The sequence below is a fragment of the Streptococcus sp. X13SY08 genome (assembly GCF_001182825.2).
Lineage (GTDB): Bacteria > Bacillota > Bacilli > Lactobacillales > Streptococcaceae > Streptococcus.
Map to the genome: position 1 here is coordinate 575091 of NZ_LFYO02000002.1, position 24432 is coordinate 599522.

Genomic DNA, 24432 nt, shown 5'->3' on the forward strand with positions numbered 1-24432 from the left:
CCTCTCCTATACTACTTCTGTTAATTTTATAGACTCTTCAAAACTTCGGATTTGATATTTAAAATCATATTGGCTTATTGTTTTATCATACACGAGACTTCCAAACATTTTATTGATTTGGTTCACACTCATGAGTGCTCCAACAATTGGATTTAATAGAGAAACTAATAAAGTCTTTTTGCCATTGACTTCCCGAATCATTTTTACCAACTGACTTGTATTAACAAATTCACTATTTTGCGGAAAAAAGAGACCAGATACTTCTCTATCTATTCCTTGTTTTATGAATTCAGATAAATTATCAATGAAAATCATACTACGTTGATTTTCAAACTTAGGAAAAATAGATGTAAATTGAGCTAACTTTGATAATCGAGTATAGTTCCCAGTAGCTTTTGGTCCATATACCATTGGAGGTCGAATTATCAACACTTTAAAACTATTATCATCTAGCTCCTTTAATCCATTTTCGGCAGCAAGTTTGCTTTTTCCATAAAAAGTAGATGGATTTTCAGGGGTCTGTTGAGTAATTACAGCTTCTTTATTCCCGTAGACACTCATACTGCTTAGAAAAATAAATTGACCAACACCAGATTTTTTAGCTATTGTTGCCAATTCAATGGGAAGTTCCTTATTAACCTTATCATACAAAGTTGGATTAACGCTTTTTTCGTTTTTATGTACAATCGCTGCAACATGGAAAATAACATCATATCTTGAAAAATCGAATGTTTTCCAACTATCTGTTCGAACATCTAATTCTTCAAAAATATATTCAGGTTGGTTGCCTAAATAAGTAATTAAACTTCCTCCAATATATGAATTAGCCCCAGTAATAAGTACTTTTTTCATTGTTCTCCTTCCTTAGTTCCTGTTCCACCTTCAACAACACCTTCACTTCTAAAAACACCTATAAAGGTTGCGAAGAAACATTTTAAATCTAAAATAAAATTCATATTTTGAACATAGTAACCATCTAATTTAGACTTCTCTTCAATCTCAAGTTCATCCCGTCCATTAATTTGCGCCCAACCAGTCAATCCAGGTCTTATATCATTGGCGCCATAATGTTCTCGTTCTTCAATCAAATCAAATTGATTCCAAAGAGCAGGTCTTGGTCCAATTATGGCCATTTCTCCTTTAAAAATGTTGAACAATTGAGGCAACTCATCCAAGCTGGTTTTTCTCAAAAATGCCCCAACCTTAGTAATCATTACTGTTGGATCTTTCAACATGTGTGTAGGCATATCAGATGGTGCATCTATATACATACTTCTAAATTTATAAATCATAAAATGTGATTTATTTTTTCCTACGCGCTTTTGTTTAAATAGAACGGGTCCTTTAGAGTCTAATTTTATAGCTATAGCTACCAACAATAAGATTGGACTTAAAAGAACAATCGCACAACTTGAAATAATAATTGCCAAAATCCTTTTCAATACTGGATACATTTCTACTCCTGTTTCGCAAACGAAATCAAATGTGATTTTAGATTTCTTTCGTTTAAATCTGGAAGTTGTGAGATAAATTCTGCCACCTCTTCGTTCGATTTAGTGGTAACCTTTCCAACAAAAATTTTTTCATAAATTTGTTCGCTGACACGTTCTTTTGTCGACAATAATTCTTCGTACAATTTTTCACCTGGACGAATTCCTGATTCAACAACTTCAATTTCATTTTCACTGTAGCCACTAAGTTTAATGACCTTCTTAGCTAAATCAAAAATTTTAACTGGCTCTCCCATATCAAGGACAAAAATTTCGCCACCTTTTGCCAAGTGACCTGCTTGAATCACCAAACGACTGGCTTCAGGGATGGTCATAAAATAACGGGTCATTCTAAAATCAGTTACCGTCACCGGTCCACCTTTTGCAACCTGTTCTTTGAAAACAGGAACCACGCTCCCACGACTTCCCAGTACATTGCCAAACCGTACCGCCGCAAATTGTGTTTTCCCTACCTCGTTTAAGCCGGTCACAATCATTTCAGCTACGCGCTTAGTAGCTCCCATAACATTTGGTGGATTAACAGCCTTATCTGTAGAGACCATTACAAATTTTGCAACGCCAGCTGCTTTTGCTGCTTCTGCTGCATTTTTTGTGCCAAAAATATTATTCTTCACAGCTTCTTTGGGATTATATTCCATCAGCGGAACATGTTTATGTGCAGCGGCATGGTACACTACATCAGGTTTATATCGAGACATTAAATCGAAAATAAGACTTCTATCTTGGATGTCAGCAATAATCGGCACAATTTCAATTTCTCCCTTATACTGACCAACTAATTCTCGATGAATTAAGTAAATAGAATTTTCTCCATGTCCAAGAAGTAGTAATTTTTTAGGTTTAAAGATAGAAACCTGACGACAAATTTCTGAACCAATTGAGCCACCTGCTCCAGTAACTAGGACCGTTTTTCCAGAAAAATAGTCAGCCAGCGAACTTTGTTCCAACTTTACTTCATCTCTACCTAATAAATCAACGGTATCAATTTCCTTCAGTTGTTTACTGGTTGCCTTCCCAAGTATCATATCTTCGATACTCGGCATATTATAGACTGAAACGGGAATGCTGTTACAGATATCAACGATTTCTTCTCGATCATCTCCCGGTAGCGATGGAATAGCAATAACAACCTCGGTTATCTCATATTCCTTTACTAATTTCGGAATATCACGTCGATTTCCAAGTACTTGTTTGCCAACTAAATAGGTCCCTTTTTTATTAGGATCTGAATCAATCAAACCTACGACAACAATATCTGAACGGTGCTTTTGAACGGTTCGTAAGAAGAGTTCTCCACCAGCTCCTGCACCAACCACTAAGGTCTTTTTAGCATTTGGTAGTCGATTTTTTTCAGGTCGATATTCTACTATTAATCGCCATATAAAACGTGATCCAATAATCAAAATACTTGCAAAAATAAAACCTAAGAAAGGTAACCGTCGAATCACTTGAGCATACAAGAGACGATTAATCAAAAATGTCGCTAAGTAACTAATAAAAACTGTCACCAGTATTTTAAAAGAGGTTTTATCATCTGTAAAATGAGCAATGATAGAATAAATCTTTGTTAAATTGGCCACGACTAAAAAAGTTACGAGCAAGGCAGTTACAGAAATCAAAAAACGCTGTAAATTAAGATTTGATTCAAATCCTCTTATAAAATACACACTCGTTAGAAGGGAGATAGTTAATATCAAACTATCTACCAACATCAATATCATTTTTTTATGGCTTCGTTTCATTCCCATCATCCCCTGTACTACTTTAATCCAATATAAACATCAACCGTTGACTAAAGTAGCACTATTTATTCAAACTCACTACTTACGTCTTCTAACCTTACTATGCTTTTGTTTTCCATAAGCTCCGTATGCTCCATAACCATCATAAGAACCATAGTTTTCTTTTCGTAAATCAACTTTATTCAAGATAACACCGAGGAACTGAGCGTCACTTTGTTCCATCTGTTCCTTCGCTTTTTGCACAAATCGGCGTTTTGTGGTTCCAGCTGCTGTGACGATGAGACTAGCATCACATTTTTTAGCAATAATGGCTGCATCAATAACTAACCCTATCGGTGCCGTATCAACAATAATATAATCAAATATGTTGGATAGATTATCCATCATATAATTAAATTGGCTATTTTGAAGCAAATTGGTTGGATTTGGAGACATTTTCCCTGATGGTACGACCATCAGATTAGAGACGCTTGTCTCATGAACAACATCAGGAAGCTGGGCATTTCCTGTTAAAAAGCTGGTGAGTCCTTCAAATCGCTCACTGGCGCGAAAAATTCCAGACATAATCGAATTACGGGTGTCCGCATCAATTAAAAGCGTTTTGTATCCTGCTTCCGCAAAAGTGATTGCCATATTGATTGATGTAGTTGTTTTTCCTTCGTTTGGTTGAACAGAAGTCACAACGATTTTCTTCAAATCACGTCCACTAAATTGGACATTTGTAATAATTGAGTTGTAATACTCGTGTAAGGTCTTTAATTCGTCATACTTAGACTTGACGATTTCCATTTTTATCATTTTTTCACCTCTTACATCTTCGTCACATCTGGCACAACACCAATAAGGGTCATTCCAAGAACTTCTTCTACATCTTCAGGACGTTTCACCCGATCATCTAAAACTTCTCGCAATAGAACAAACATAACCGCCAATCCTCCGCCGAATACCGCAACAAGAAAAACATTTCTTTCAACATTTGGTGAAGAAGGGTCACTTGGAAGTTGGGCTTCCTCTAAAGTCGTCACATCATCAACCTGAGTAACAGCTTTGATTTTAGCAGAGGCAACTTCACGGATACGATTAGCAATTTTTTGAGCACGTTGTGGACTGTCACTATTAACGGAAATAGAGATAATGCGAGTATCTGTAGGAACAGAAATAGATAACATCCCTGCCAGTTGTCCCGGTGTCATAGTTGGTGCGTCGCTCGCGATGACTTCTGATAAAACATCGCGAGAGGTGATAATTTCACGATAGTCATTAACTAAGTACCCTCCCACCTGTAAATCCTGGGCCGTCACTCCATCTGTTGTATTATTGGCCACATAGATGCGAGTGGTTGAGGTATATTTCGGTTGGACAACAAAAACAGTAAAAATCAACGAAAGTACGCCGAACAATATGGCAGTAAATGCAACAAACACTTTTTTTCCCCACATTTTCTTTAATAAATAAAGAACGTCAATTTCTACTATTTGATTTCCTTGTTGATTCATCATAACTCCTAATTATACATATTTATCTGCCAATAAGGTGGCAGGGTTCGTTTTAAAAAGGTCTTCGGCGCGCTTGCTACCGTAGTCTTTTTTTATCAATTTGTAAGCTTGTTCCATAAATGGCGGTCGACTGGTGAGATTATGCATATCACTAGCAACACAATGGACCATATTTTCTTTGAGAAAATATGCAGCTCTTTTTTTAAACACTTTATGACTATCTCCAAATAATTTTGGTTTCAGAACATGCGAACTATTAATCTGAGTATAGCAACCCATGTCAATTAAACTCTGAACACGTTCTTTATTAAACTCGAGCGCCATATAGCGTTCGATATGAGCGATGATAGGGGTCACTCCTATCATCGCCAATGCTTGCAAGGCTTGCTGCATATCTTCAAAGCGCGTTCCCATACTAAACTCGATCAATGCAAATTTGGTTCCATGCATTCTCGGAAACTGATTGCTTGCTAACTTTTCTAATATATCAGTAGTGAAATAGAGCTCTCCACCATAGCACAGGGTCATATCTGGAAATTCTACAACTACTTTTTCTTGTACTGCCGAAAAATTTCGGGCAATCACGTCTTCTGGTGTCTCAAACATTCCTTTTCGACGATGGGAAGTCGCTACAATAGTCCGAACTCCTTGACGATAGCTTTCTCCAATCAAAGAAAGACTTTCTTCTATTGTGTCCGGACCATCATCTACACCGAAAATAACATGTGAGTGAATATCAATCATGGTACCTATTCCTCCACGATAGCAGACATTCTTTGCTTAGCAGCTTCTACGCTTGCAGGATCAAGCGAATACATGTAGAGTGCCGCATTTGGCATAGCGTAGGATGGAAGTTCTCCTGTCGAACCCGTTCCAGTCACATCTTGAGAAGTCACATTAAACTTGCTTCCGGACGATAGTTGCTTGTTGGCAATTGCCATTATAGTTTCTAAATCCATATTGGTCTGAACCGAATTTTGAAGCCCTGTCACAACAGATGAGATATTAGCAATAGAATCAACTGAAGCTAATTTATTGATAATGGCTGAGATAACTTTTATCTGGTTACGACCGCGATCGTTATCTCCGCTCTCCAATGACTTACGTTCCCGAACAAAAACAAGTGCTTTTTCAGAGTTCAAATGAACTGTTCCAACAGGGAAGTCGTTTCCTCCTGCAACAAAGGCTTGGTCATTCATAATATCAACTCCACCAAGTAAATCAATCAAATTCAAAAAAGAGGTAAAGTTAATGCGCGCATAATACTGGATGTCAATACCGTAAAGGTTTTCCAATGTTTTCACAGATGCTTCTACACCGTAAATACCTGCATGTGTCAGCTTGTCGTATTGATTTCCACCTCCATCAGGGATTTGAACATAGGAATCGCGAGGCGTAGTTGTCAATAAAATTTTATGAGTATTCACGTTGACTGTTAAAATGATATTGACGTCTGAGCGAGAAACTGTTGAAATGGAACCATAAGTATCAATCCCGCTGACATAAATATTGAAGACACCCGATTTTGTCGCTTGTTCCTGACTAGCTTGATCCTCTGGCGCTACAGACTTAGTTAAAGTATATGAGTAAATCTTTTTAACTTTCTCTTTAAAATCAGGATAAGCGATTTCGAGCAAGCTTTCATAGGCACCATTCATGACCATGGCTTGCGCCGACCCCGACATGATTTGATCATAAGCGGACTGATATGAATCAACTTCTTGTGGAATCAAGGTAACATTTTTATCCGACTGAATGTGAGTTAATAATTCTTCAATATTAGCTTGGTCACTTCTCAATGGTGTTAAGACTGTCGTCAACTCTTTAACATCCGCAATAGCACTGTCCGCAGGAACCAGCACACTCATTTCTATTTCTGAAATGCTAGCTGTGTTATTAATTTTCTTCGAAAAATCAGCAGTTGATTTAAAAGCATATAAGGCCATACCAGTCACTAAATTGGTTAACAATAACAGCACCATCAGTAAAATCCGGCCTTTTTTTCTCAAGAGAGTCACTAAAGCGACAAAAAAAACAATAGCCAATACGGCTGCATAAATCAGGTTAATATTCCGAAAGGCTAAAAAGCTGTACTTATACATGTAGCAGGCGACCATTGCCGAAAGAATTGTTGAAAGCACGAAAAGCCCCCAATTTATAAAATAAAATTGAGAACTATTTTTTTGTTTTTTTGAATGTTTTTTTGAATGTTTTTTTCTACTCATAATCTTTGAAGAGTCCCATCCTATTATTTTTTGGATTACAACGCTAAAATTGTAGCACATTTTCAGAAAAAAGTCAAACGAATCATCAAGCAACTTTTCTATACTAAAGCTCATGAGGAGTTGATTCTGCACTGTTTTTGAGGTAAACTAAACATATGAGAATACAACAATTAGAATACGTTATCAAGGTCGCAGAAATAGGCAGTATGAACGAGGCTGCCAAGCGACTTTTCATCGCCCAACCTAGCCCGTCTAATGCTATTCGTGATTTAGAAAAAGAAATGAGGATTGAGATTTTTCACCGCCATCCCAAAGGGATAACCTTGACAACTTGACAAGAGATGGGATGGAATTCCTTTCTTACGCTCGCCAAATCATTGAGCAGACTGCGCTCTCTTGGAAGAACGATATAAGAAGACTGGTCCCAAACGTCAGCGCTTTAGCGTATCCTCCCAACACTATGCCTTCGTGGCCAATGCTTTCGTTTCTCTTCTCAAGAAGACAGATATGGAAGACTACGAACTTTTCTTGCGGGAAACACGAACTTGGGAAATCATAGATGATGTCAAAAATTTCCGTTCTGAAATTGGCGTGCTATTTCTCAACGATTTCAACCGTGATGTTTTGTCCAAGCTTTTTGATGATAGCCACTTGAAGGTTACAACACTCTTTAAGGCACCCCCCATATTTTTGTCAGTAAAACCAACCCTTTAGCAGAAAAAGAGCGTGTGACCTTGGAAGATTTGGTGGAATTCCCATATTTGAGTTATGAACAAGGGATTCACAATTCCTTTTATTTCTCTGAGGAAATCCTGTCTCAAGAACATCATAAAAAATCCATCGTCGTTTCTGACCGAGCAACTCTCTTCAATCTGTTGATAGGGCTAGATGGCTATACTATTACAACAGGGATTTTAAACAGCAATTTGAATGGTGATAACATCGTTGCCATCCCACTGGATGTAGATACCGACATTGAACTCATCTATTATTCAACACGAAAAATCTAATTTATCAAACACGGGTGAACACTTCATCAATTATCTCCTTGAAGAAGTCAATTTTTAATGGTCACATACTTTTTTGCAATAAATGTGAAAAAATTTTAGATATTTTTAGAAATTGTTTGCTTTTATTAAAGATAGCGCTTTCATTTTTCTTGATTTTATGCTATAATGAATTACTTTCACAAAAAGGAATAGCGTCTGCTAATCACTTAATAGAAAAATATTGTATTAGGCATCTACCTACAATAAATCTAAAGACTGGATCATTTAAACAGAAAATCCTAAGAAGGCAGATGTCAGCTAGATGGCTCCTTCTGAAAATAGATCTTGCTTTATAACCTTTATAACGAAACTACTGGCTAATGCCGGCAAAGCCTCTAGGAGTAAAACAAAACTTAACTGATACACTCCTTTTCAGAAAGAAAGGACACAAAATGAGTACCTTTAGTGATCTAGACCTTTATTGTCTTCACACTGGTGAGCACGCTCGATTTTTTGAAAAAATGGGAGCTCACATTGTTAGGCAAGGCAACAAAGTTATCGGTTGGCAATTTCGACTTTATGCGCCAAATGCTGCTGCCGTCTATCTTGTAGGTGATTTCAACCATTGGATGCAAGATCGAGTGGACTTTGACTACAAAACAGCTCCATTTTCTATCTATGAAGTCCATCTAGGATCTTGGCGTAAGAAAGTCCTTAATGCGGATGATACGGACACAGGAGCATCTACTTTTTATTCCTATAAGGAAATAGCAGAGCAACTCATCGCATATGTCCAGGAAAATCATTTTACTCACATTGAACTCTTGCCCATCACAGAACATCCACTGGACGCTTCCTGGGGCTATCAAGTGACAGGCTACTATAGTCCTGCTAGTCGCTACGGCAATCCAGATGAACTCAAATATCTGATTGATCAATGTCACCAAGCTGGGATTGGTGTTATATTAGACTGGGTGCCTCTTCATTTCTGTAAGGACGCCCATGGTCTCTATCAATTTGATGGTTCTTGGCTCTACGAGTACCAAGAAGAATATGACCGCGAAAACCACCAATGGGGAACAGCTAATTTTGATCTCAGCAAGGGAGTGACTCGTTCTTTCTTGCTTTCCAACATGACCTACTGGCTAGACAATTATCACTTCGATGGCATTCGCGTAGATGCGCTCTCCTACTTACTTTATTGGCGTGGCGAGACAGATCCTGATAAAACCAACGGTCCTGCTATTGATTTTATCAAACGTGTCACTGCACTTGTTCACACAGACTTCAAAGGTGTTGTCATGATTGCGGAGGATTCTTCAGCCTATCCAAAAGTAACGCATTCGTTGGAACAAGGGGGATTGGGATTTGATATGAAATGGGATTTGGGTTGGATGAATGATACCCTCAAATACATGAGTCGTCCGTCCTATGCTCGCAAATACCACAGCAACGAAATCACTTTTGGTATGTATTACAATCCAAGCGAACAGTTTTTGTTGCCACTGTCTCACGATGAAGTTGTCCATGGTAAACATTCCATCGTAGAAAAAATAGATGGAGATTACGAAGATCGTTTCCGTCTAGCACGCGCTTATTATAGCTTTTATTTTGCTCATCCTGGAAAAAATTGCTCTTTATGGGCAATGAGTGGGGGGGCATATTCGCGAATGGAATGAGGACAGGGAAATGGACTGGGCTCTGACACTCTTTTCACGAGGCTTTCTGGCGTTATGATTATCAGGCGCACGAGAGGGGCTTTCGCTGGGCACGCATTGATGGGGATGCTAACTGCTGCGCCTTCTGTCGCTATGGAGATGAGGAAGAAATTCTCGTCGTCAACAATTTTAATGATACAGATATTTTCAACCTACCACTTGACTTACCAGAGAATGCAATTTATGAACTAGTCTTTTCTTCTAGCATTCTAGCACTATTCCAACTGAAACTTTCAGCATTGCAACTGGGGGGACGGGGCAAATATCACGATTCCACGCTTGACAACTTATTATCTCAAACGAATAAAGTAAGGAGTTTAACGCGAAAGATTCTAAAACAAAAAAACACAAGTAAATATCTTGTTCAATAAATCGAGAGCGGGAAAAATCGGTCATTTCATAGAAATTCGATTTTTCAGCACTTTTTCATTTTCAGATACTGCCCCAAGACAATCTACTAGACTGTTTTACTCCCATATCCGCATAGTTGAGTGGCATGCACTACGTCTTATCATTTGGGATGATTGCATAAAAAAATAGAGCAAAAGTAAAACTTTGCTCTATTTTTTATCTCTTCCTGTTATAGAGATGTTACTCCACGACTGTGTATTTAGAAACTTCTTCCAAATAACTGTCGTAGGCACCCGCGTCCACTACTTCCTTAATGATTTTGTCGAGTGCTTCCTTTAATTCTGGACTATCCTTTGGCATAGCCACAACTTTTCCATCATTTTGAGCTTCTTCAAACGTCATTGTGGAAACAGCCAAATCGGGATTTTGAGCTGCATAACCTTCCGCTACTGCTGCGTCCAATAAGATAGCATCTACTTTTCCATTCTTCAGTTCGTTGATGGCTTCACCTAGAACTGTTAAGGAAATGACGCTAGAATCTGTCAGATTTTCATTAGCATACACTTCTTGAATTGTTCCTTTTTGAACCGCTAATTTTTTAGAGGCTAAATCGGCATTTTTTGCATAATCATTCACAGTATCCGATTTGACTAAAAGAACATTATCTGCTGAATTATAAACATTCGTGAAGTCAAATACCTTAGCACGATCTTCTGAATAACTGAGCCCCGCAATAGCAATATCTGCCTTACCAGACTGGACGCTATTTAAGACGTTATCAAAATTCATTGGCGAAACTTCTAATTTAACCCCCAATTCATCCGCAAACTTCTTGGCCAACAAAATATCTGCTCCAACAATTTTATTTTTTCCATCAACCAGTGTTTGGAATTCAAATGGTGCGTAATCTGGGCTAGTTGCTACAACTATGGTTCCTTTTTCCTTGATTTTTTCTAACTCATTTTGTGATGATTGCTCTGACGAGCAAGCTGCCAAACTCAATCCTGCTACAAGTGTCAGTCCGACTATCATCATTTTTTTAATATTCATCTTCGTTTCCTCTATTCCATTTTTATACGATTCTTTGATTCTTTTTTTATTACTATACGATGTCAGGCATCGTCGGACTTTATTATTTTCAGTGCTCATGGCATCCTCCTTAATGATGATAGTGTCCATTATATTTTATTTTTATGCACCTGTCAACAACAAAATGTATTTTTATTCATTTTTAAAAAACCAAAACTGAAAACTATCATTCCACGCCGGGAATTTGGTTTCCAGTTTTGGTTTATCATAAGCTTTTTGCACGACTTTTTAAATTAATCCATTGCCTTCAATTCCAAGATTACGTCGCGGATCTCGGCTGCCAATTCAAAGTCAAGCAGCTCTGCGGCTTCCTGCATTTGTTTTTGCAGTTTTTTGATGGCCTCTTGGCGCTCTTTTTTGTTCATACTGCTGTAACCAACGGCTTCCTGACTATCATCGCTGCTGCTATTTTTAGAGATAGCAATAAGGTCTCGGATTTCTTTCTTGATGGTTTGTGGAACAATACCGTGCTCTTGATTGTAAGCCATCTGAATTTCCCGACGGCGGGCTGTCTCGTCCATGGCGCGCTGCATGGAGTCCGTAATCTTATCTGCGTACATAATAACATGACCTTCAGAATTACGTGCTGCACGACCAATGGTCTGAATCAGTCCACGTTCGTTACGAAGGAAACCTTCTTTGTCCGCATCCAAAATAGCCACTAAACTTACCTCTGGCACGTCGATACCCTCGCGCAACAAATTGATTCCGATGAGAACATCAAATACACCCAAACGCAGGTCACGAATAATCTCCGTACGCTCCAAGGTTTTAATATCACTGTGCATGTACTTGACCTTGACCCCCATTTCTTTGAGATAATCTGTCAAGTCCTCCGCCATTTTCTTGGTCAGCGTGGTGATAAAGGTCCGCTCTCCTTTTTCAGCACGAATGTTGATTTCACCTAACAAATCGTCCATTTGTCCCATGGTCGGACGAACTTCTACTTCTGGATCCAGGAGCCCCGTCGGACGGATGATTTGTTCAGTAACCGTATCGGTCTGTTCATTTTCATAGTCACCAGACGTAGCAGAAACATAGACGATTTGATGCACATGGCTTTCGAATTCTTCTCGGCGCAAAGGACGATTATCCAATGCACTCGGCAAACGGAAACCATAGTTGACCAGCATTTCCTTCCGGGCGCGGTCTCCATTGTACATGCCCTTAATCTGCCCCATGGTCATATGACTCTCGTCAATCATAATCAGAAAATCTTCTGGGAAAAAGTCCAATAGTGTGTAGGGTGGTTCCCCCTCGCTACGACCATCCATATGACGGGAATAGTTTTCGACACCGTTGGTATAGCCCATCTCCCGCAACATTTCAATGTCGTATTCCGTTCTTTGCTTCAATCGCTGAGCTTCTAAGAGTTTGCCTTCTGATTCAAAGAGTTTGAGTTGTTCTTCTAGTTCGGCTTGAATTTTAGCAATAGCGACTTCCATGTGGTCATCATTGGTTACGAAGTGAGTGGCTGGAAAAAGCACTAAATGATCCACTTCACCTAAGCTTTTTCCTGTCAGACTTTCAATTTCACGGATACGGTCAATTTCATCACCGAAAAATTCGACACGAAAGGCATGCTCATCACGAGAAGCTGGGAAAATTTCGACCACATCCCCTCGCACACGAAAACGACCACGTTGGAAATCAATATCATTGCGTTCGAACTGAATATCTACCAGCTGATTGAGCAACTGATCCCGAGAAATCTCTTGCCCAGGGCGCAAGGAAACAGCAGAGTCCGCATATTCTTTGGGCGATCCGAGACCATAGATACAAGAAACAGATGCCACTACAATCACATCATTGCGCTCTAAAAGACTGGACGTCGCAGAATGCCGGAGCTTATCAATCTCATCATTAACCGAACTATCTTTTTCGATATAAGTATCGGATGACGGTACATAGGCCTCAGGCTGGTAATAATCATAGTAGGACACGAAATATTCCACCGCATTATTAGGGAAAAATTCCTTAAATTCGCCATAAAGTTGCCCTGCCAAGGTCTTATTGTGAGCGATGACAAGCGTGGGTTTATTGACCTTACTAATCACTTGACTCATGGTGTAGGTCTTTCCTGTCCCCGTCGCACCAAGCAGAATCTGTGCTTTTTCACCGCCTTCAATATTGTCCACCAGCTGCTCAATCGCCTGTGGTTGATCTCCAGACGGTTCATACTTTGATACCAACTCAAATGGTCGGTCATCTCTTCTTTCTATCATTTTACTACCAAAATTACCTAAATGGCTACTTTCTAGTCAATCTTATCTCTTATTCTACCACAAAACAACTATTTTTATGGGAAAGAAAAACAGCCTAGAGGATCTAGACTGCTTGCGATTTTTCTTTTTTGAGACTGTGCCATAGATAGGCGATAAAAAGGAGTTCAACAAGAGAAGTAATCAAACTTCCTTCCGTACCGAATCCACCACCAAAAACCCACTCAGGAGCGCTAGTCTTATTGGCAAAATGGAAAATAGATGAACCCACATCTGTCCCTGAAACCGCGATCCCATACACGTTTCCTTGGATAAAATCCCAGGCACCGTGAAGCCCAATGACACTCCAGAGATTATCACGTTTGAGCATGTAGAGCGCCATCGTTACACCAGATAAAACAATGCTCAAGATGGATAAGAAGGTCACGTTATCGTTTGCCAGATGCATTAATCCAAAGAGGGAGCTACTAATTCCAACTGCAATAGCAAGATTTGTTCACTTATTCAAGACAGGCAACAACCAGCCACGCGTGAGTAATTCTTCTGTACCACCTTGCAAAAGCCAAAACGGAATAGTGGAAAGAACATAGATGACAGTGCTCATGGAAAAATCCTTCCCTGAAAATTGAACACCACCAAGTAAGTAAACAAGGAAGAGAGCTAGGCTGAATTATGCAGAACCTACCAAGAAACCAAGACCAAGCTCTTTCAGCCAGTTCTTGCTGAAAAAACCAAGACTTGAAATCGGACGTCTTTCAACCCATTTTACCCAGATAAAGAGTAACAGTGCCACCATACCAAAGCTCAACAACTGAAGATGCAATGGAATAGCAATTCCACCAGCTACCTTATCCAGCGTTCCCGTCATGGTGAAGTAAGTGACCGCAAGGAAGGTGAGTGCCGTGAAAAACAATATACTACCGACGGTAAATAAAACTTGAACCATGACTGGTGTCAAAATAGCTACCAGCCAAGCAGGCATTTTTTGACAGAGAGTCGTTTGGACTTCTAAGATTCTTTTGTTCATATTTTCCTCCTTTTGAGTTGTTTATCTAATACAATCATATTATAAAACGAATACAAAAAGCTGTCAATAGTATAAAACACAAGCAAATGTTATATTTTCTAACATGAGAAATTGTTAAATTTGCAGAATTTTCTTTTTTGTGGTATAGTACTATTCATATCTAGTAAGAAGGAGATTTGAAATGAAGAAAAAATTGCTGATGCTAATGGCAACTGTTTTGCCATTATTCTTTATTTTTACAGGTGTAAAAGCCGATGATACAATTGATATTGTTTTTGACTCGACCTATGCACCTTTTGAGTTCAAGGACTCTGACCAAATTTATAAAGGATTAGACGTTGATATTATCAATGAAGTTGCCAAGCGTTCTGGCTGGACAACTAATCAAAATTTCCCTGGTTTTGATGCGGCGGTCAATGCAGTTCAATCTGGACAAGCTGATGCCCTCATGGCAGGAACGACCATTACAGAAGCTCGTAAAAAAGTATTTACCTTCTCTGACCCTTATTTTGATACTTCTATCGTCATTGCAACGACCAAGAAAAATCCTGTTACCTCATACAAAGACTTGAAAGACAAGACTGTCGGCGTAAAAAATGGCACAGCTGCTCAGGCTTTCTTGGATGAAAAGAAGTCAGAATATGGTTACACTGTCAAAAACTTTGATACTGGTGACACCATGTACAATAGCCTCTCAACTGGTGCTGTTGATGCTGTCATGGATGACGAAGCTGTGATTCAATACGCTATTCAACAAGGTCAAGATATCAGCATTGATATGGACGGTGAAGCGATTGGTTCCTTCGGATTTGCTGTCAAAAAAGGGAGTAAGTACGAATACTTAGTAGGAGATTTCAACAAAGCTCTGGCTGAAATGAAAAAAGACGGAACTTATCAAGAAATCATGAGCAAATGGCTCGGAGACTCGACAACTTCTTCTGAATCAAAAAAGGATTACGGTTCTCGCTTAAGTCTCACTGGTGATGCTTCTAAAAAAGCCGAAGTAGTGAAAGCTTCTTACACTATCGCATCTGACTCTTCATTTGCTCCATTTGAATACCAAGGTGAAGATGGAAAATATACTGGAATCGATATTGAATTGATTAAAGCTATTGCTGAAAATCAAGATTTTACAATTACAATTCAAAATCCTGGTTTTGATGCTGCCCTCAATGCCGTTCAAGCTGGTCAAGCGGATGCAGTCATTGCAGGAATGACCATCACAGATGCTCGTAAGAAAATTTTTGACTTCTCGGATGCTTATTACACCTCGAATATTCTTTTAGCAGTTAAATCAGGTAGCACTGTTGCTAGTTACGAAGATTTAAAAGGAAAGACAGTCGGTGCCAAAAATGGTACTTCTTCTTATGCTTATCTAGAAGAAAATGAAAACAAATTTGGCTATACTTTAAAAGCGTTCGATGAAGCTTCGACCATGTACGATAGTTTAAATTATGGCTCGATTGATGCTCTCATGGATGATGAAGCAGTATTGCTCTACGCAATCCAACAAGGACGTAACTTTGAGACGCCACTCGAAGGAATTGCTGCTGGAACCATTGGTTTTGCTGTGAAAAAAGGTAGTAACCCAGAATTGGTGCAAATGTTTAATAATGGATTGGCTGCTTTGGTTGAATCCGGCGAATACGATGCCATTATGAACAAATATTTCAATACAGAGACGTCTACTGATACGAAAGCGAGCTCAAAAGTAGATGAATCAACTATTTGGGGCTTATTAAAAAATAACTATGGTCAGCTTCTATCTGGTCTAGGTATTACTATCGGTTTGGCTTTGCTTTCATTTGCCATTGCGATTTTAATCGGTATTATCTTCGGTATGTTTGCCGTTAGTCCATTCAAATCTCTACGTTTACTCGCTTCGGTTTTTGTCGATGTGGTTCGCGGTATCCCACTCATGATTGTGGCTGCCTTCATCTTTTGGGGTATTCCAAACTTGATTGAATCCATGACAGGTCAACAAAGCCCAATCAATGACTTCGTAGCCGCCACCATTGCCCTCTCACTCAACTCTGGTGCCTACATCGCAGAAATCGTTCGCGGTGGTATCCAAGCCGTTCCTGCTGGACAAATGGAAGCATCACGCAGTTTGGGAATTTCCTATGGCACAACCATGCGTAAAATTATTTTGCCACAAGCTGCAAAACTCATGCTCCCTAACTTTATCAACCAATTTGTTATCACATTGAAAGATACAACTATCATTTCTGCCATCGGTTTGGTGGAATTGTTCCAAGCTGGTAAAATTATTATCGCTCGTAACTACCAATCCTTCCGTATGTATGCGATTTTGGCGATTATCTACCTCGTGGTTATCACACTCTTGACTCGCTTGGCACGTAAACTTGAAAAAGGAGGCAAATAATGGCTCAATTAAAGATCAACGTAGAAGATTTGCACAAATACTACGGTAAAAATGAAGTCCTGAAAGGTATTTCTGCTAAATTTTACGAAGGGGACGTGGTCTGTATTATCGGACCTTCTGGTTCAGGAAAATCTACCTTCTTACGGACCATGAACTTGCTAGAATCCATTACTAGTGGTCATGTGATGGTAGATGGATTCAACTTGACAGATAAAAAAACAGATGTTGATGCTTTTCGCTCAAATGTCGGTATGGTATTCCAACATTTCAACCTTTTCGCACATATGACTGTTTTGGAAAATATCACCTTTGCTCCAATTGAACACAAACTCTTTAACAAGGCTGAAGCCGAACGCGTTGGTATGGAGTTGTTGGAGAAGGTTGGATTGGCTGACAAACGTGACGCTATGCCTGACAGTCTCTCTGGCGGTCAAAAACAACGTGTGGCAATTGCCCGCGCTTTGGCAATGAATCCAGATATCATGCTCTTTGACGAGCCTACTTCTGCCCTTGACCCTGAAATGGTTGGTGACGTTCTCAACGTTATGAAGGACTTAGCAGAGCAAGGCATGACCATGCTGATTGTTACGCACGAGATGGGCTTCGCCCGTAAAGTTGCCAATCGCGTTATCTTCACAGATGGCGGCGAATTCCTTGAAGATGGCACACCTGAACAAATCTTCGACAATCCACAACATCCACGTCTCAAAGAATTTTTAGACAAGGTTTTGAATGTATAAAAAGAACCGGAGCTCAAAAGAGTTCCGGTTTTATGTCGTTCAAAAAATCTTGAACAGCCTTCCTATTTTTTAAGATAATCGTAGATTTTTCTGGATATTGCTCTATCAAAGCAAGAATTTTTGGACGACTGGTTTGACCAAAAGACTGAATAAATTCCAGAAATTCTTGGTCTTCTTCTGTTTCAATCCACGGCATATCTGGACGTTTTTTACCAATTCTCTCTCGCACGCCAGCCAAGCAATCCTCAACTGAGAAATCTAGAAAAATAATGGTATCACAGGCTGCAACTCGCATTTCCAAACTAGCGCCATAGTTGCCATCAATAATCCATTTCCCTTGTCGTAAGACACTCTTCTGACGCTCCACAAACAGATCCTCTTCCACCGTTGTCTTATCAGATTGCCAATAAAGCAGATCTAAATGTGTTAGGGGAAGATCTGTCTTTTCAGCTAACTTTCTTGCTAAGGTTGATTTACCTGATCCAGGACAGCCAATAATGATTATTTTTTTCATGCAACTAGTATAACACCATTTGATATCGCTTTCAATGTTTGTTATACTGAAGCTAGTAAATCTCTGGAGGTACAAGAGCAATGCGCAACTAAGAAACCAAACCTGATAAGCCTTATCAGGTTTGGTTTTTTAGTGTGCCCTGCTGTAACCCCAAGCCATAATGGCTTCTTTTCTGTGGTTGAATGTGTCTTTTTTGGCCTATTTCTCCCTCAAAAACTAGCAGAACTCTAGACTCCCTACTTGATAAGGTAGGGAGTTTTTAGCTGTTCATACTCAAATAAAATTAAAAAGAGACAAGGTACCAAAGTCGCAAATAGAACTGACTTTCATCAAGACGAGATAACCAAGTACCTTTTGATTTTAAAAGAGTAGAAAGGAGATTTTATGCTACAGACACACAACTTAACTATCACGCATCAAAAAGATTTGCAGGAACTAATCAAGGATCTTAACCTCATCCTTAATCCTGGAGATAAGCTAGCTATTATCGGTGAAGAAGGCACTGGTAAGTCCACCCTGATCAAGACACTCATCGCCTCCGACCAAGTATCCAACTATGTGACCATTGACGGTGACATCATCAATCGCTTTGATCGCATTGGCTACTTGCCACAGAGTCTGACCCCCGATCAGATGGTTCAAACCGTTGATAACTTTCTCTACTCTGATACCGACTACAGCCTTTTTGACTTTTCACTTTTTTATAAAATAGCAGAGCGTTTCCAGTTAGATTTGGACCGATTTGAAGAAGGTAAGCAAACCTTATCTACCCTTTCTGACAAGACAATCCTCTTCATTTCTCATGATGAAACATTTTTGGAACACACAGCGACTGCTATCCTGCATCTCGAATTACTGAAAAAACGCACGACTCCCCGCGCTAGCTATGTCCATGGAAACTATGCGAACTATAGAGCAAAGCGCCTTGATACCTTTGAGCGCCAACTACAGCAAGCCAACAAGGAACGCGAAGAGCATGATAAGAAGATGGCCCGACATCATCGTTTACACCAGAGCGTAGAGCATAATTTGCGCAATACACGTGATAGTGCAGCTGGTCGTCTTTTAGCCAAAAAAATGAAAATCATGCTATCGCAAGAAAAGAAATTAGAGCAAGAAGCTGAAAACTTCACTGAAATCCCGCAAGATATGGATGCCATCAAGCTCTTCTTTTCAGATATTATTCCACTTCCTGCTAGTAAAGTTTTACTCCATTGGACAGAATACAAATTGGAAAACGGTCAAATGGTGGATTTGCTCATTCGTGGCCAAGATAACTTGGTCATCATAGGACAAAATGGGATTGGGAAGACCCGTTTACTTAAGCAAATCTTGGAAGAACGGAGAGCAAGGGATGACTTATCCCTGGGCTATATGTCACAAAACTATGAAGATCTTTTGAGTAGCAATCAATCTGCTATTGAATTTTTATCCGACGTTGCTGAGCCAGAACAATCCAGAACCCTACTGGCTAGCCTACGTTTTACCAGAGACGAAATCCTACATTCTGTCTCAGATTTATCTGGCGGACAAAAAGCCAAACTCTTTTTAGCTAAAATGGTCTTAGCAGGCAACAATGTCTTGGTTTTAGACGAGCCTACTCGTCACTTTTCCCCAACCAGCCAGCCACTCATTCGTCAATTATTGAGAGAGTTTCCTGGCGCTATTATCAGCGTATCTCATGATAGAAAGTATATTGAGGAAGTTGCAGAACAGATTTATTTGTTGGATCAGTATCAGCTTATTGAAACAGATAAAAAGGCATAGGGTTTTACTCCTATGCCTTTTCAGACACTTCTTTTGCCAATCGCTCACGCTCCAAGCGAAGTTTACGATTGGGATTGAGCTTATTGAAGAGTTCTTCTAATTTTTCAGCATTCCAGACATCGGCTGCCGAAACAAAATTGCCATCCTTGTCCTTAAAGGATATCGGTTTATCACCCATGACTGACCTCCTGTAGAATTTTTTGACTTATGAAGTCAACTAATACAATTTTTTGACAGCCTGCCTTAAGTGGCGGGGACGGCAGCGACCGACTCCGTCGTTCCATGCCTAGTTTCCGAGCTTAAGGTCTCGAAAATCCCCATGATTATTACCCTTCTAGGGCAATAATCTTATCACCACAGCGGCAACTGTCGTCTTACTAACCTTTTCAGTAACTATTATCTTAACAAACTTCTTAGATAAGATTTGTGAATACATGTTTTTAGTTAGCAAGGCGCTTGAGAACATCCAGATATAGGACCTTCCGTAGAACGGCAGTTTCTTTAGAAACTAGCCATTCTAAACAGGTTACGACACGGAGGAAAAACAGTCGATAATACTATTTCTCTGTAGTTAGTAAGGTTGGTAGGAAGTCCACCATAGTGGCTCCCGTAGTTCTTCAGGCACACCTGTGCCTAGAAGAACTTCCAACGTTAATCCAGTTGAACATGGCCTACATTCTGTGCAAAAAAGATAGATAGTCCCCCCGCTCCCTATTTTCGGTTGAAGGGGCTGACCTACGACACGGAGGAGAAACGGTCGATATTACCGTTTCGTTTCTCCGCAGTTAGTAAGTTCGCTAGATAGGCTCAAATAGAGCCTATCGTACTATCTGTAGTGGCTTACTGCCGCACAGATAGATAGTTGCGAAGTTAATCTACAAACTCAAATTCAAACTTGCCAATACGGACGATATCACCATCTTTGGCACCACGCGCGCGAAGGGCCTCGTCAACCCCCATTCCACGCAACTGACGGGCAAATTTCATGACAGATTCGTCACGATCAAAGTTAGTCATCGTGAAGAGGCGCTCCAATTTCTCCCCAGAGAGAATCCATGATGCGTCATCGTCACGATTGATGTCAAATTCAGGCTCGTCTGCGTCAAATCCGTAGTAAACTTCCTCTTCTTGGAATTCAGATTCATCGTAAAGAAGGAATTCGTCCATCTTGTCAAGCAGCTCTGCCGTTGCTTCCAAGAGATTTTCCAACCCTTGGTGAGCCAAACTAGAAATTGGGAAAATCATTGGCAATTCATCGAATTCATCATAATTAGCTGCTAATTTTTCTTTGAATTCTTTCAAATTTTCTTCCGACTCAGGCATATCCATCTTATTGGCCACAATAATTTGCGGACGTTCCATGAGGCGCAGATTATAAGCCTCCAGCTCATTATTAATGGCTACATAATCTTCATAAGGATCTCGACCTTCACTTGCCGACATATCAATGACATGCAAGATAACACGCGTACGCTCGATATGACGAAGGAATTGTGTCCCCAAACCGACACCTTGGCTAGCTCCTTCAATCAATCCAGGAAGATCTGCAACAGCAAAAGATTCACCAGATTTAGTACGAACCATGCCCAAATTTGGCACAATGGTCGTGAAATGATAGGCCCCAATTTTTGGTTTTGCAGAGGTAATGACGCTGAGAAGAGTTGATTTTCCAACGGATGGGAAGCCCACCAGACCAACGTCTGCCAACACTTTCAATTCCAATTCCAACTGGCGTTCTTCGCCAGGTTCCCCAATTTCAGAAATCCCTGGCGCTGGATTCTTTGGCGTCGCAAAGCGAATGTTCCCGCGACCACCACGACCACCTTTAGCAATGACAAATTCCTGACCATTTTCCACCAAGTCTGTGATGACTTTACCAGTTTCTGCATCACGCACAGTTGTTCCTTGCGGAACGCGAACGATCAAGTCCTCAGCACCACGACCATGCATTCCCTTGGTCATGCCTTTTTCACCTTCTTGAGCCTTAAATTGGCGATTGTAACGAAAGTCCATCAATGTGCGCAACCCTTCGTCCACGCGGAAAATGACAGAGCCACCCTTACCACCATCACCGCCCCAAGGACCGCCATTTGGCACATACTTCTCCCGACGAAAGGCCACCATACCATCGCCACCCTTACCTGCCTTGACCTTAATCTTGGCAGTATCCAAAAACATACTCATAAAATAAGATACTAAGGACGCTAAGAAAACGAGAGGAAAATAGGGGAGCAGCTTGGTGTGATAACACACCAAATGGTCCATCTTTTTCCCGACGTTTTTAGTCCGAGTTCAATTTTACTTTTAAACTCGAAGGACGTCCTATTCCTTTCTTCACTTCTTCTTTATTAGCGTCAATATCTTAAAAAAAACGCCTTTCAGCGTCTTTTTACATCAATCTAGATCAAAGCACTGATTGCTGGCAACAAAAGACCAGCGACTGTGACAATCACCATGGTGATGACAACAATCCATACCACTTTTTCAAAGGTTGATTTTTTGTGTTTTTCTTCTCCAAAAGCCACAAGCTTCTCCATTCCACTCTAAAGATTATTCTCTATTCTACCATGAATATTGGATTATTTCAATGACCAGCTAGCTCCATCATGCTAGAAATAAATTGAAAATGAGCCCAACGGCAACCAACAATAGTAGAAGATACACTAACCACCCTAAGCGATTTTTAGGATTGAGACGAATCCCTGCTTTTGCTGAAAATAGATGTTCCCTAAAACTCGTTTGTGAGAAGGGAAAGCTTACTAAAACCAAGACAATATATAAGGTCAGAAAGGTCATCCCAATCACAATAAATTCAGTTGACATGCTCCTCCTCTCCTAACCTCACCTTAACCGCTTCTGCTACCTTGTAAGGCACGCCAGCTTCCGCGATTTCTTGCACAGATGCCGCCTGAATCTTATTGATAGACTTGAAATATTTGAGAAGAGTTTGTTTGCGCTTTGGACCTAGACCATCAATACCATCTAGCTTAGAGCTGAGAGAATTTTTACTGCGAAGTTGGCGATGAAAGGTAATAGCAAAGCGGTGCACTTCATCTTGGATGCGTTGCAAGAGAAAGAATTCTTGAGAATTTCGCTCTAAGGGGACTACTTGCAGAGGATTCCCATAGAGCAATTCATGTGTTTGGTGTTTATCATTTTTCTGCAAACCAGCAATAGGAAGCGACATGCCCAGTTCATTTTCAATGACATTTTTAGCAATATTGACTTGTCCCTGACCACCATCAATGATAATCAAATCAGGCGGAGTCAATCCATACCGTTCTACACGGCTGTATCTGCGGCGCAAGACTTCACGCATAGAGGCGTAGTCATCTGGTCCTTGAACGGTTTTAATTTTATACTTTCGATATTCCTTCTTGTTAGCCACGCCATTTTCAAAAACGACCATGGCAGAGACTGGACTGGTCCCTTGAATATTGGAATTATCAAAAGCCTCGATACGAATAGGGGTCGGGATACCGAGAAGATTACCGATGTTTTCAACGGCTCCTTGTGTTTTTTCCAGATTTTTCTCTAGTAAATTAAATTTCTGCTCCAAACTGACACGGGCATTTTTGATAGCCAAATTGACCAACTGCTTCTTCTCACCACGCTGGGGCTTGACCACTTTGGTATCCACCAAGGCCCGTACCGCTTCTTCGTCAATATCCTGTGGGATAAAGATTTCATTAGGAATCAAGTGTTGCTGATCTTGGTAAAATTGCCCGATATAGGTCAAAAAATCCTGATCCGCATCGCTATAGTATGGAAAAAGATTGACATTCCGCTCAATCAGCTTGCCCTGACGGACAAAGAAGACCTGAACACACATCCATTCTTTATCCACGTAATAACCAAAGACATCGCGATTCTGCATATCCTGTGCCATCACTCGTTGTTTGGTGCGTAGAGTAGCAATGGATTGGATGAGGTCACGGTATTCAGCTGCCTTTTCAAATTCCATCGCTCCCGCCGCCGCTTTCATTTTCTCTTGCAACTGATGAACGATTTTATCGTCATGTCCTGTCAAAAATTGGCTGACTTCTGTCGCCATTTTAGCGTAGTCTTCACGACTAGGCATATTGTCGCCATGCGCCAAACATTGTCCAAGATGATAATAAAGACAAAATTTATTTTCTGGCATTTTACACTTGCGAAATGGATAGAGGCGATCCAGCAATTTCAAGGTCTGATTAGCTGCATTGACATCGGGATAGGGACCAAAATATTGACCGCCATCCTTTCGGATTTGTCGCGTGATGATCAGACGTGGATGACGCTCATTCGTAATCTTGATGAAAGGATAAGATTTGTCATCCTTAAGCATGATGTTATATCGGGGCTTGTTTTCTTGGATCAGATTGATTTCCAATAGCAGAGCTTCGATGTTGGATTCGGTCACGATGAACTCAAAATCTGCAATTTCCGATACCAATGCTTCTGTCTTGGTATCATGACTCCCACGAAAATAAGACCGTACCCGATTTTTCAGATTCTTGGCCTTCCCAACATAGATAATCTTTCCGTATTTATTTTTATGGAGGTAGCAGCCAGGACTATCTGGCAATAACTCCAACTTGTGTTTGATGATTTCATTCATATGAATATTGTAACAAAAAAGAACTAGAAAACCTAGTTCTTAGTATATAGAGCGA

The 24432-nt window shown here is 40.1% G+C and carries 20 protein-coding genes and 2 pseudogenes; 6 read left to right on the forward strand and 16 right to left on the reverse strand.

The features are described 5' to 3' along the window. Positions 1–6: 6 nt before the first annotated feature. From AEX56_RS03530 to cpsA, 7 genes are all read right to left on the reverse strand, one after another. Entirely contained in the window at positions 7–852 is an 846-nt protein-coding gene (locus AEX56_RS03530; RefSeq protein WP_049617911.1) for an NAD-dependent epimerase/dehydratase family protein, read from the reverse strand. Then, entirely contained in the window at positions 849–1454 is a 606-nt protein-coding gene (locus AEX56_RS03535; protein WP_049617912.1) for a sugar transferase, read from the reverse strand. The genes AEX56_RS03530 and AEX56_RS03535 overlap by 4 nt, the downstream gene beginning before the upstream one ends. A gap of 2 nt (positions 1455–1456) precedes the next feature. Then, complete coding sequence (locus AEX56_RS03540; RefSeq protein ID WP_443031015.1) at positions 1457–3259, reverse strand: polysaccharide biosynthesis protein; 1803 nt, start codon at positions 3257–3259, stop codon at positions 1457–1459. A 72-nt stretch (positions 3260–3331) separates the two neighbouring features. Further along, complete coding sequence (locus tag AEX56_RS03545) at positions 3332–4051, reverse strand: tyrosine-protein kinase (RefSeq protein ID WP_049617914.1); 720 nt, start codon at positions 4049–4051, stop codon at positions 3332–3334. An 11-nt stretch (positions 4052–4062) separates the two neighbouring features. Further along, positions 4063–4749 (reverse strand): Wzz/FepE/Etk N-terminal domain-containing protein, encoded by a 687-nt coding sequence (locus AEX56_RS03550; protein WP_049617915.1) that lies wholly within the window; start codon positions 4747–4749, stop codon positions 4063–4065. Positions 4750–4761: 12 nt separating this feature from the next. Next, entirely contained in the window at positions 4762–5493 is a 732-nt protein-coding gene (cps4B, locus tag AEX56_RS03555) for a capsular polysaccharide biosynthesis protein Cps4B (protein ID WP_049617916.1), read from the reverse strand. Positions 5494–5498: 5 nt separating this feature from the next. After that, a complete protein-coding gene (gene cpsA / locus AEX56_RS03560) occupies positions 5499–6974 on the reverse strand; it encodes an LCP family glycopolymer transferase CpsA (RefSeq protein ID WP_049617917.1) in 1476 nt (491 codons plus the stop codon). A 155-nt stretch (positions 6975–7129) separates the two neighbouring features. On the opposite strand from cpsA, the pseudogene AEX56_RS03565 reads away from it, so the two are divergent. From AEX56_RS03565 to AEX56_RS08935, 3 genes and pseudogenes are all read left to right on the forward strand, one after another. Then, positions 7130–8042: pseudogene (locus tag AEX56_RS03565) on the forward strand (LysR family transcriptional regulator). A 442-nt stretch (positions 8043–8484) separates the two neighbouring features. Then, positions 8485–9642, forward strand: a complete 1158-nt coding sequence (locus AEX56_RS03570) for an alpha-amylase family glycosyl hydrolase (RefSeq protein ID WP_236682963.1) — start codon at positions 8485–8487, stop codon at positions 9640–9642. Between the two features lie 149 nt (positions 9643–9791). Then, a complete protein-coding gene (locus AEX56_RS08935; protein WP_236682997.1) occupies positions 9792–10052 on the forward strand; it encodes a hypothetical protein in 261 nt (86 codons plus the stop codon). Positions 10053–10272: 220 nt separating this feature from the next. On the opposite strand, the gene AEX56_RS03575 is transcribed toward AEX56_RS08935, so the two are convergent. The 3 genes and pseudogenes from AEX56_RS03575 to AEX56_RS03585 form a co-directional block, all read right to left on the reverse strand. Further along, positions 10273–11082, reverse strand: a complete 810-nt coding sequence (locus AEX56_RS03575) for a transporter substrate-binding domain-containing protein (protein ID WP_049617918.1) — start codon at positions 11080–11082, stop codon at positions 10273–10275. 272 nt (positions 11083–11354) lie between these two features. Further along, entirely contained in the window at positions 11355–13346 is a 1992-nt protein-coding gene (uvrB, locus tag AEX56_RS03580; protein WP_049617919.1) for an excinuclease ABC subunit UvrB, read from the reverse strand. A gap of 103 nt (positions 13347–13449) precedes the next feature. Further along, a pseudogene (locus AEX56_RS03585) lies at positions 13450–14370 on the reverse strand (CPBP family intramembrane glutamic endopeptidase). A 181-nt stretch (positions 14371–14551) separates the two neighbouring features. Here AEX56_RS03585 and AEX56_RS03590 point away from each other — a divergent pair. Together AEX56_RS03590 and AEX56_RS03595 are read left to right on the forward strand one after the other, a co-directional pair. Then, positions 14552–16756 carry an ABC transporter substrate-binding protein/permease gene (locus AEX56_RS03590; protein WP_049617920.1) on the forward strand — a complete coding sequence of 735 codons (2205 nt, stop codon included), beginning with the start codon at positions 14552–14554 and terminating at the stop codon, positions 16754–16756. Next, on the forward strand, positions 16756–17496 hold the full coding sequence (locus tag AEX56_RS03595) for an amino acid ABC transporter ATP-binding protein (protein ID WP_049617921.1): 741 nt from the start codon (positions 16756–16758) through the stop codon (positions 17494–17496). Before AEX56_RS03590 ends, AEX56_RS03595 begins: the two co-directional genes overlap by 1 nt. A 13-nt stretch (positions 17497–17509) precedes the next feature. On the opposite strand, the gene AEX56_RS03600 is transcribed toward AEX56_RS03595, so the two are convergent. Further along, positions 17510–18010, reverse strand: a complete 501-nt coding sequence (locus AEX56_RS03600; protein ID WP_049617922.1) for an AAA family ATPase — start codon at positions 18008–18010, stop codon at positions 17510–17512. A gap of 384 nt (positions 18011–18394) precedes the next feature. Between AEX56_RS03600 and AEX56_RS03605 the strand changes: the two genes are divergently transcribed. Beyond that, a complete protein-coding gene (locus AEX56_RS03605; RefSeq protein ID WP_049617923.1) occupies positions 18395–19777 on the forward strand; it encodes an ATP-binding cassette domain-containing protein in 1383 nt (460 codons plus the stop codon). Between the two features lie 10 nt (positions 19778–19787). Here AEX56_RS03605 and AEX56_RS08430 read toward each other — a convergent pair whose 3' ends face one another. The 5 genes from AEX56_RS08430 to uvrC all read right to left on the reverse strand — a co-directional run bounded on the left by AEX56_RS08430 (position 19788) and on the right by uvrC (position 24377). After that, a complete protein-coding gene (locus tag AEX56_RS08430; RefSeq protein ID WP_049617924.1) occupies positions 19788–19955 on the reverse strand; it encodes a hypothetical protein in 168 nt (55 codons plus the stop codon). Between the two features lie 692 nt (positions 19956–20647). Beyond that, entirely contained in the window at positions 20648–21961 is a 1314-nt protein-coding gene (gene obgE, locus AEX56_RS03615; RefSeq protein WP_049618250.1) for a GTPase ObgE, read from the reverse strand. Between the two features lie 215 nt (positions 21962–22176). Continuing rightward, positions 22177–22302, reverse strand: a complete 126-nt coding sequence (locus AEX56_RS08200) for a DUF4044 domain-containing protein (RefSeq protein ID WP_049617925.1) — start codon at positions 22300–22302, stop codon at positions 22177–22179. 79 nt (positions 22303–22381) lie between these two features. Next, positions 22382–22600: a hypothetical protein gene (locus tag AEX56_RS03620; protein ID WP_049617926.1), complete on the reverse strand. Its 219-nt coding sequence runs from the start codon at positions 22598–22600 to the stop codon at positions 22382–22384. Next, positions 22590–24377, reverse strand: coding sequence for an excinuclease ABC subunit UvrC (gene uvrC, locus AEX56_RS03625; RefSeq protein ID WP_049617927.1), 1788 nt, complete (start codon positions 24375–24377; stop codon positions 22590–22592). Before uvrC ends, AEX56_RS03620 begins: the two co-directional genes overlap by 11 nt. Between the last annotated feature and the right edge of the window lie 55 nt (positions 24378–24432).

Coding starts and splice junctions, on each gene's coding strand:
- AEX56_RS03535 (WP_049617912.1), bottom strand. CDS start 1,454: ATGTATCCAGTATTGAAAAGGATTTTGGCAATTATTATTTCAAGTTGT.
- AEX56_RS03590 (WP_049617920.1), top strand. CDS start 14,552: ATGAAGAAAAAATTGCTGATGCTAATGGCAACTGTTTTGCCATTATTC.
- AEX56_RS08430 (WP_049617924.1), bottom strand. CDS start 19,955: ATGGGTGATAAACCGATATCCTTTAAGGACAAGGATGGCAATTTTGTT.
- AEX56_RS03550 (WP_049617915.1), bottom strand. CDS start 4,749: ATGAATCAACAAGGAAATCAAATAGTAGAAATTGACGTTCTTTATTTA.
- obgE (WP_049618250.1), bottom strand. CDS start 21,961: ATGAGTATGTTTTTGGATACTGCCAAGATTAAGGTCAAGGCAGGTAAG.
- cps4B (WP_049617916.1), bottom strand. CDS start 5,493: ATGATTGATATTCACTCACATGTTATTTTCGGTGTAGATGATGGTCCG.
- uvrB (WP_049617919.1), bottom strand. CDS start 13,346: ATGATAGAAAGAAGAGATGACCGACCATTTGAGTTGGTATCAAAGTAT.
- AEX56_RS03605 (WP_049617923.1), top strand. CDS start 18,395: ATGCTACAGACACACAACTTAACTATCACGCATCAAAAAGATTTGCAG.
- uvrC (WP_049617927.1), bottom strand. CDS start 24,377: ATGAATGAAATCATCAAACACAAGTTGGAGTTATTGCCAGATAGTCCT.
- cpsA (WP_049617917.1), bottom strand. CDS start 6,974: ATGAGTAGAAAAAAACATTCAAAAAAACATTCAAAAAAACAAAAAAAT.
- AEX56_RS03530 (WP_049617911.1), bottom strand. CDS start 852: ATGAAAAAAGTACTTATTACTGGGGCTAATTCATATATTGGAGGAAGT.
- AEX56_RS03575 (WP_049617918.1), bottom strand. CDS start 11,082: ATGAATATTAAAAAAATGATGATAGTCGGACTGACACTTGTAGCAGGA.
- AEX56_RS03600 (WP_049617922.1), bottom strand. CDS start 18,010: ATGAAAAAAATAATCATTATTGGCTGTCCTGGATCAGGTAAATCAACC.
- AEX56_RS03540 (WP_443031015.1), bottom strand. CDS start 3,259: ATGGGAATGAAACGAAGCCATAAAAAAATGATATTGATGTTGGTAGAT.
- AEX56_RS03620 (WP_049617926.1), bottom strand. CDS start 22,600: ATGTCAACTGAATTTATTGTGATTGGGATGACCTTTCTGACCTTATAT.
- AEX56_RS03595 (WP_049617921.1), top strand. CDS start 16,756: ATGGCTCAATTAAAGATCAACGTAGAAGATTTGCACAAATACTACGGT.
- AEX56_RS03545 (WP_049617914.1), bottom strand. CDS start 4,051: ATGATAAAAATGGAAATCGTCAAGTCTAAGTATGACGAATTAAAGACC.
- AEX56_RS03570 (WP_236682963.1), top strand. CDS start 8,485: ATGGGAGCTCACATTGTTAGGCAAGGCAACAAAGTTATCGGTTGGCAA.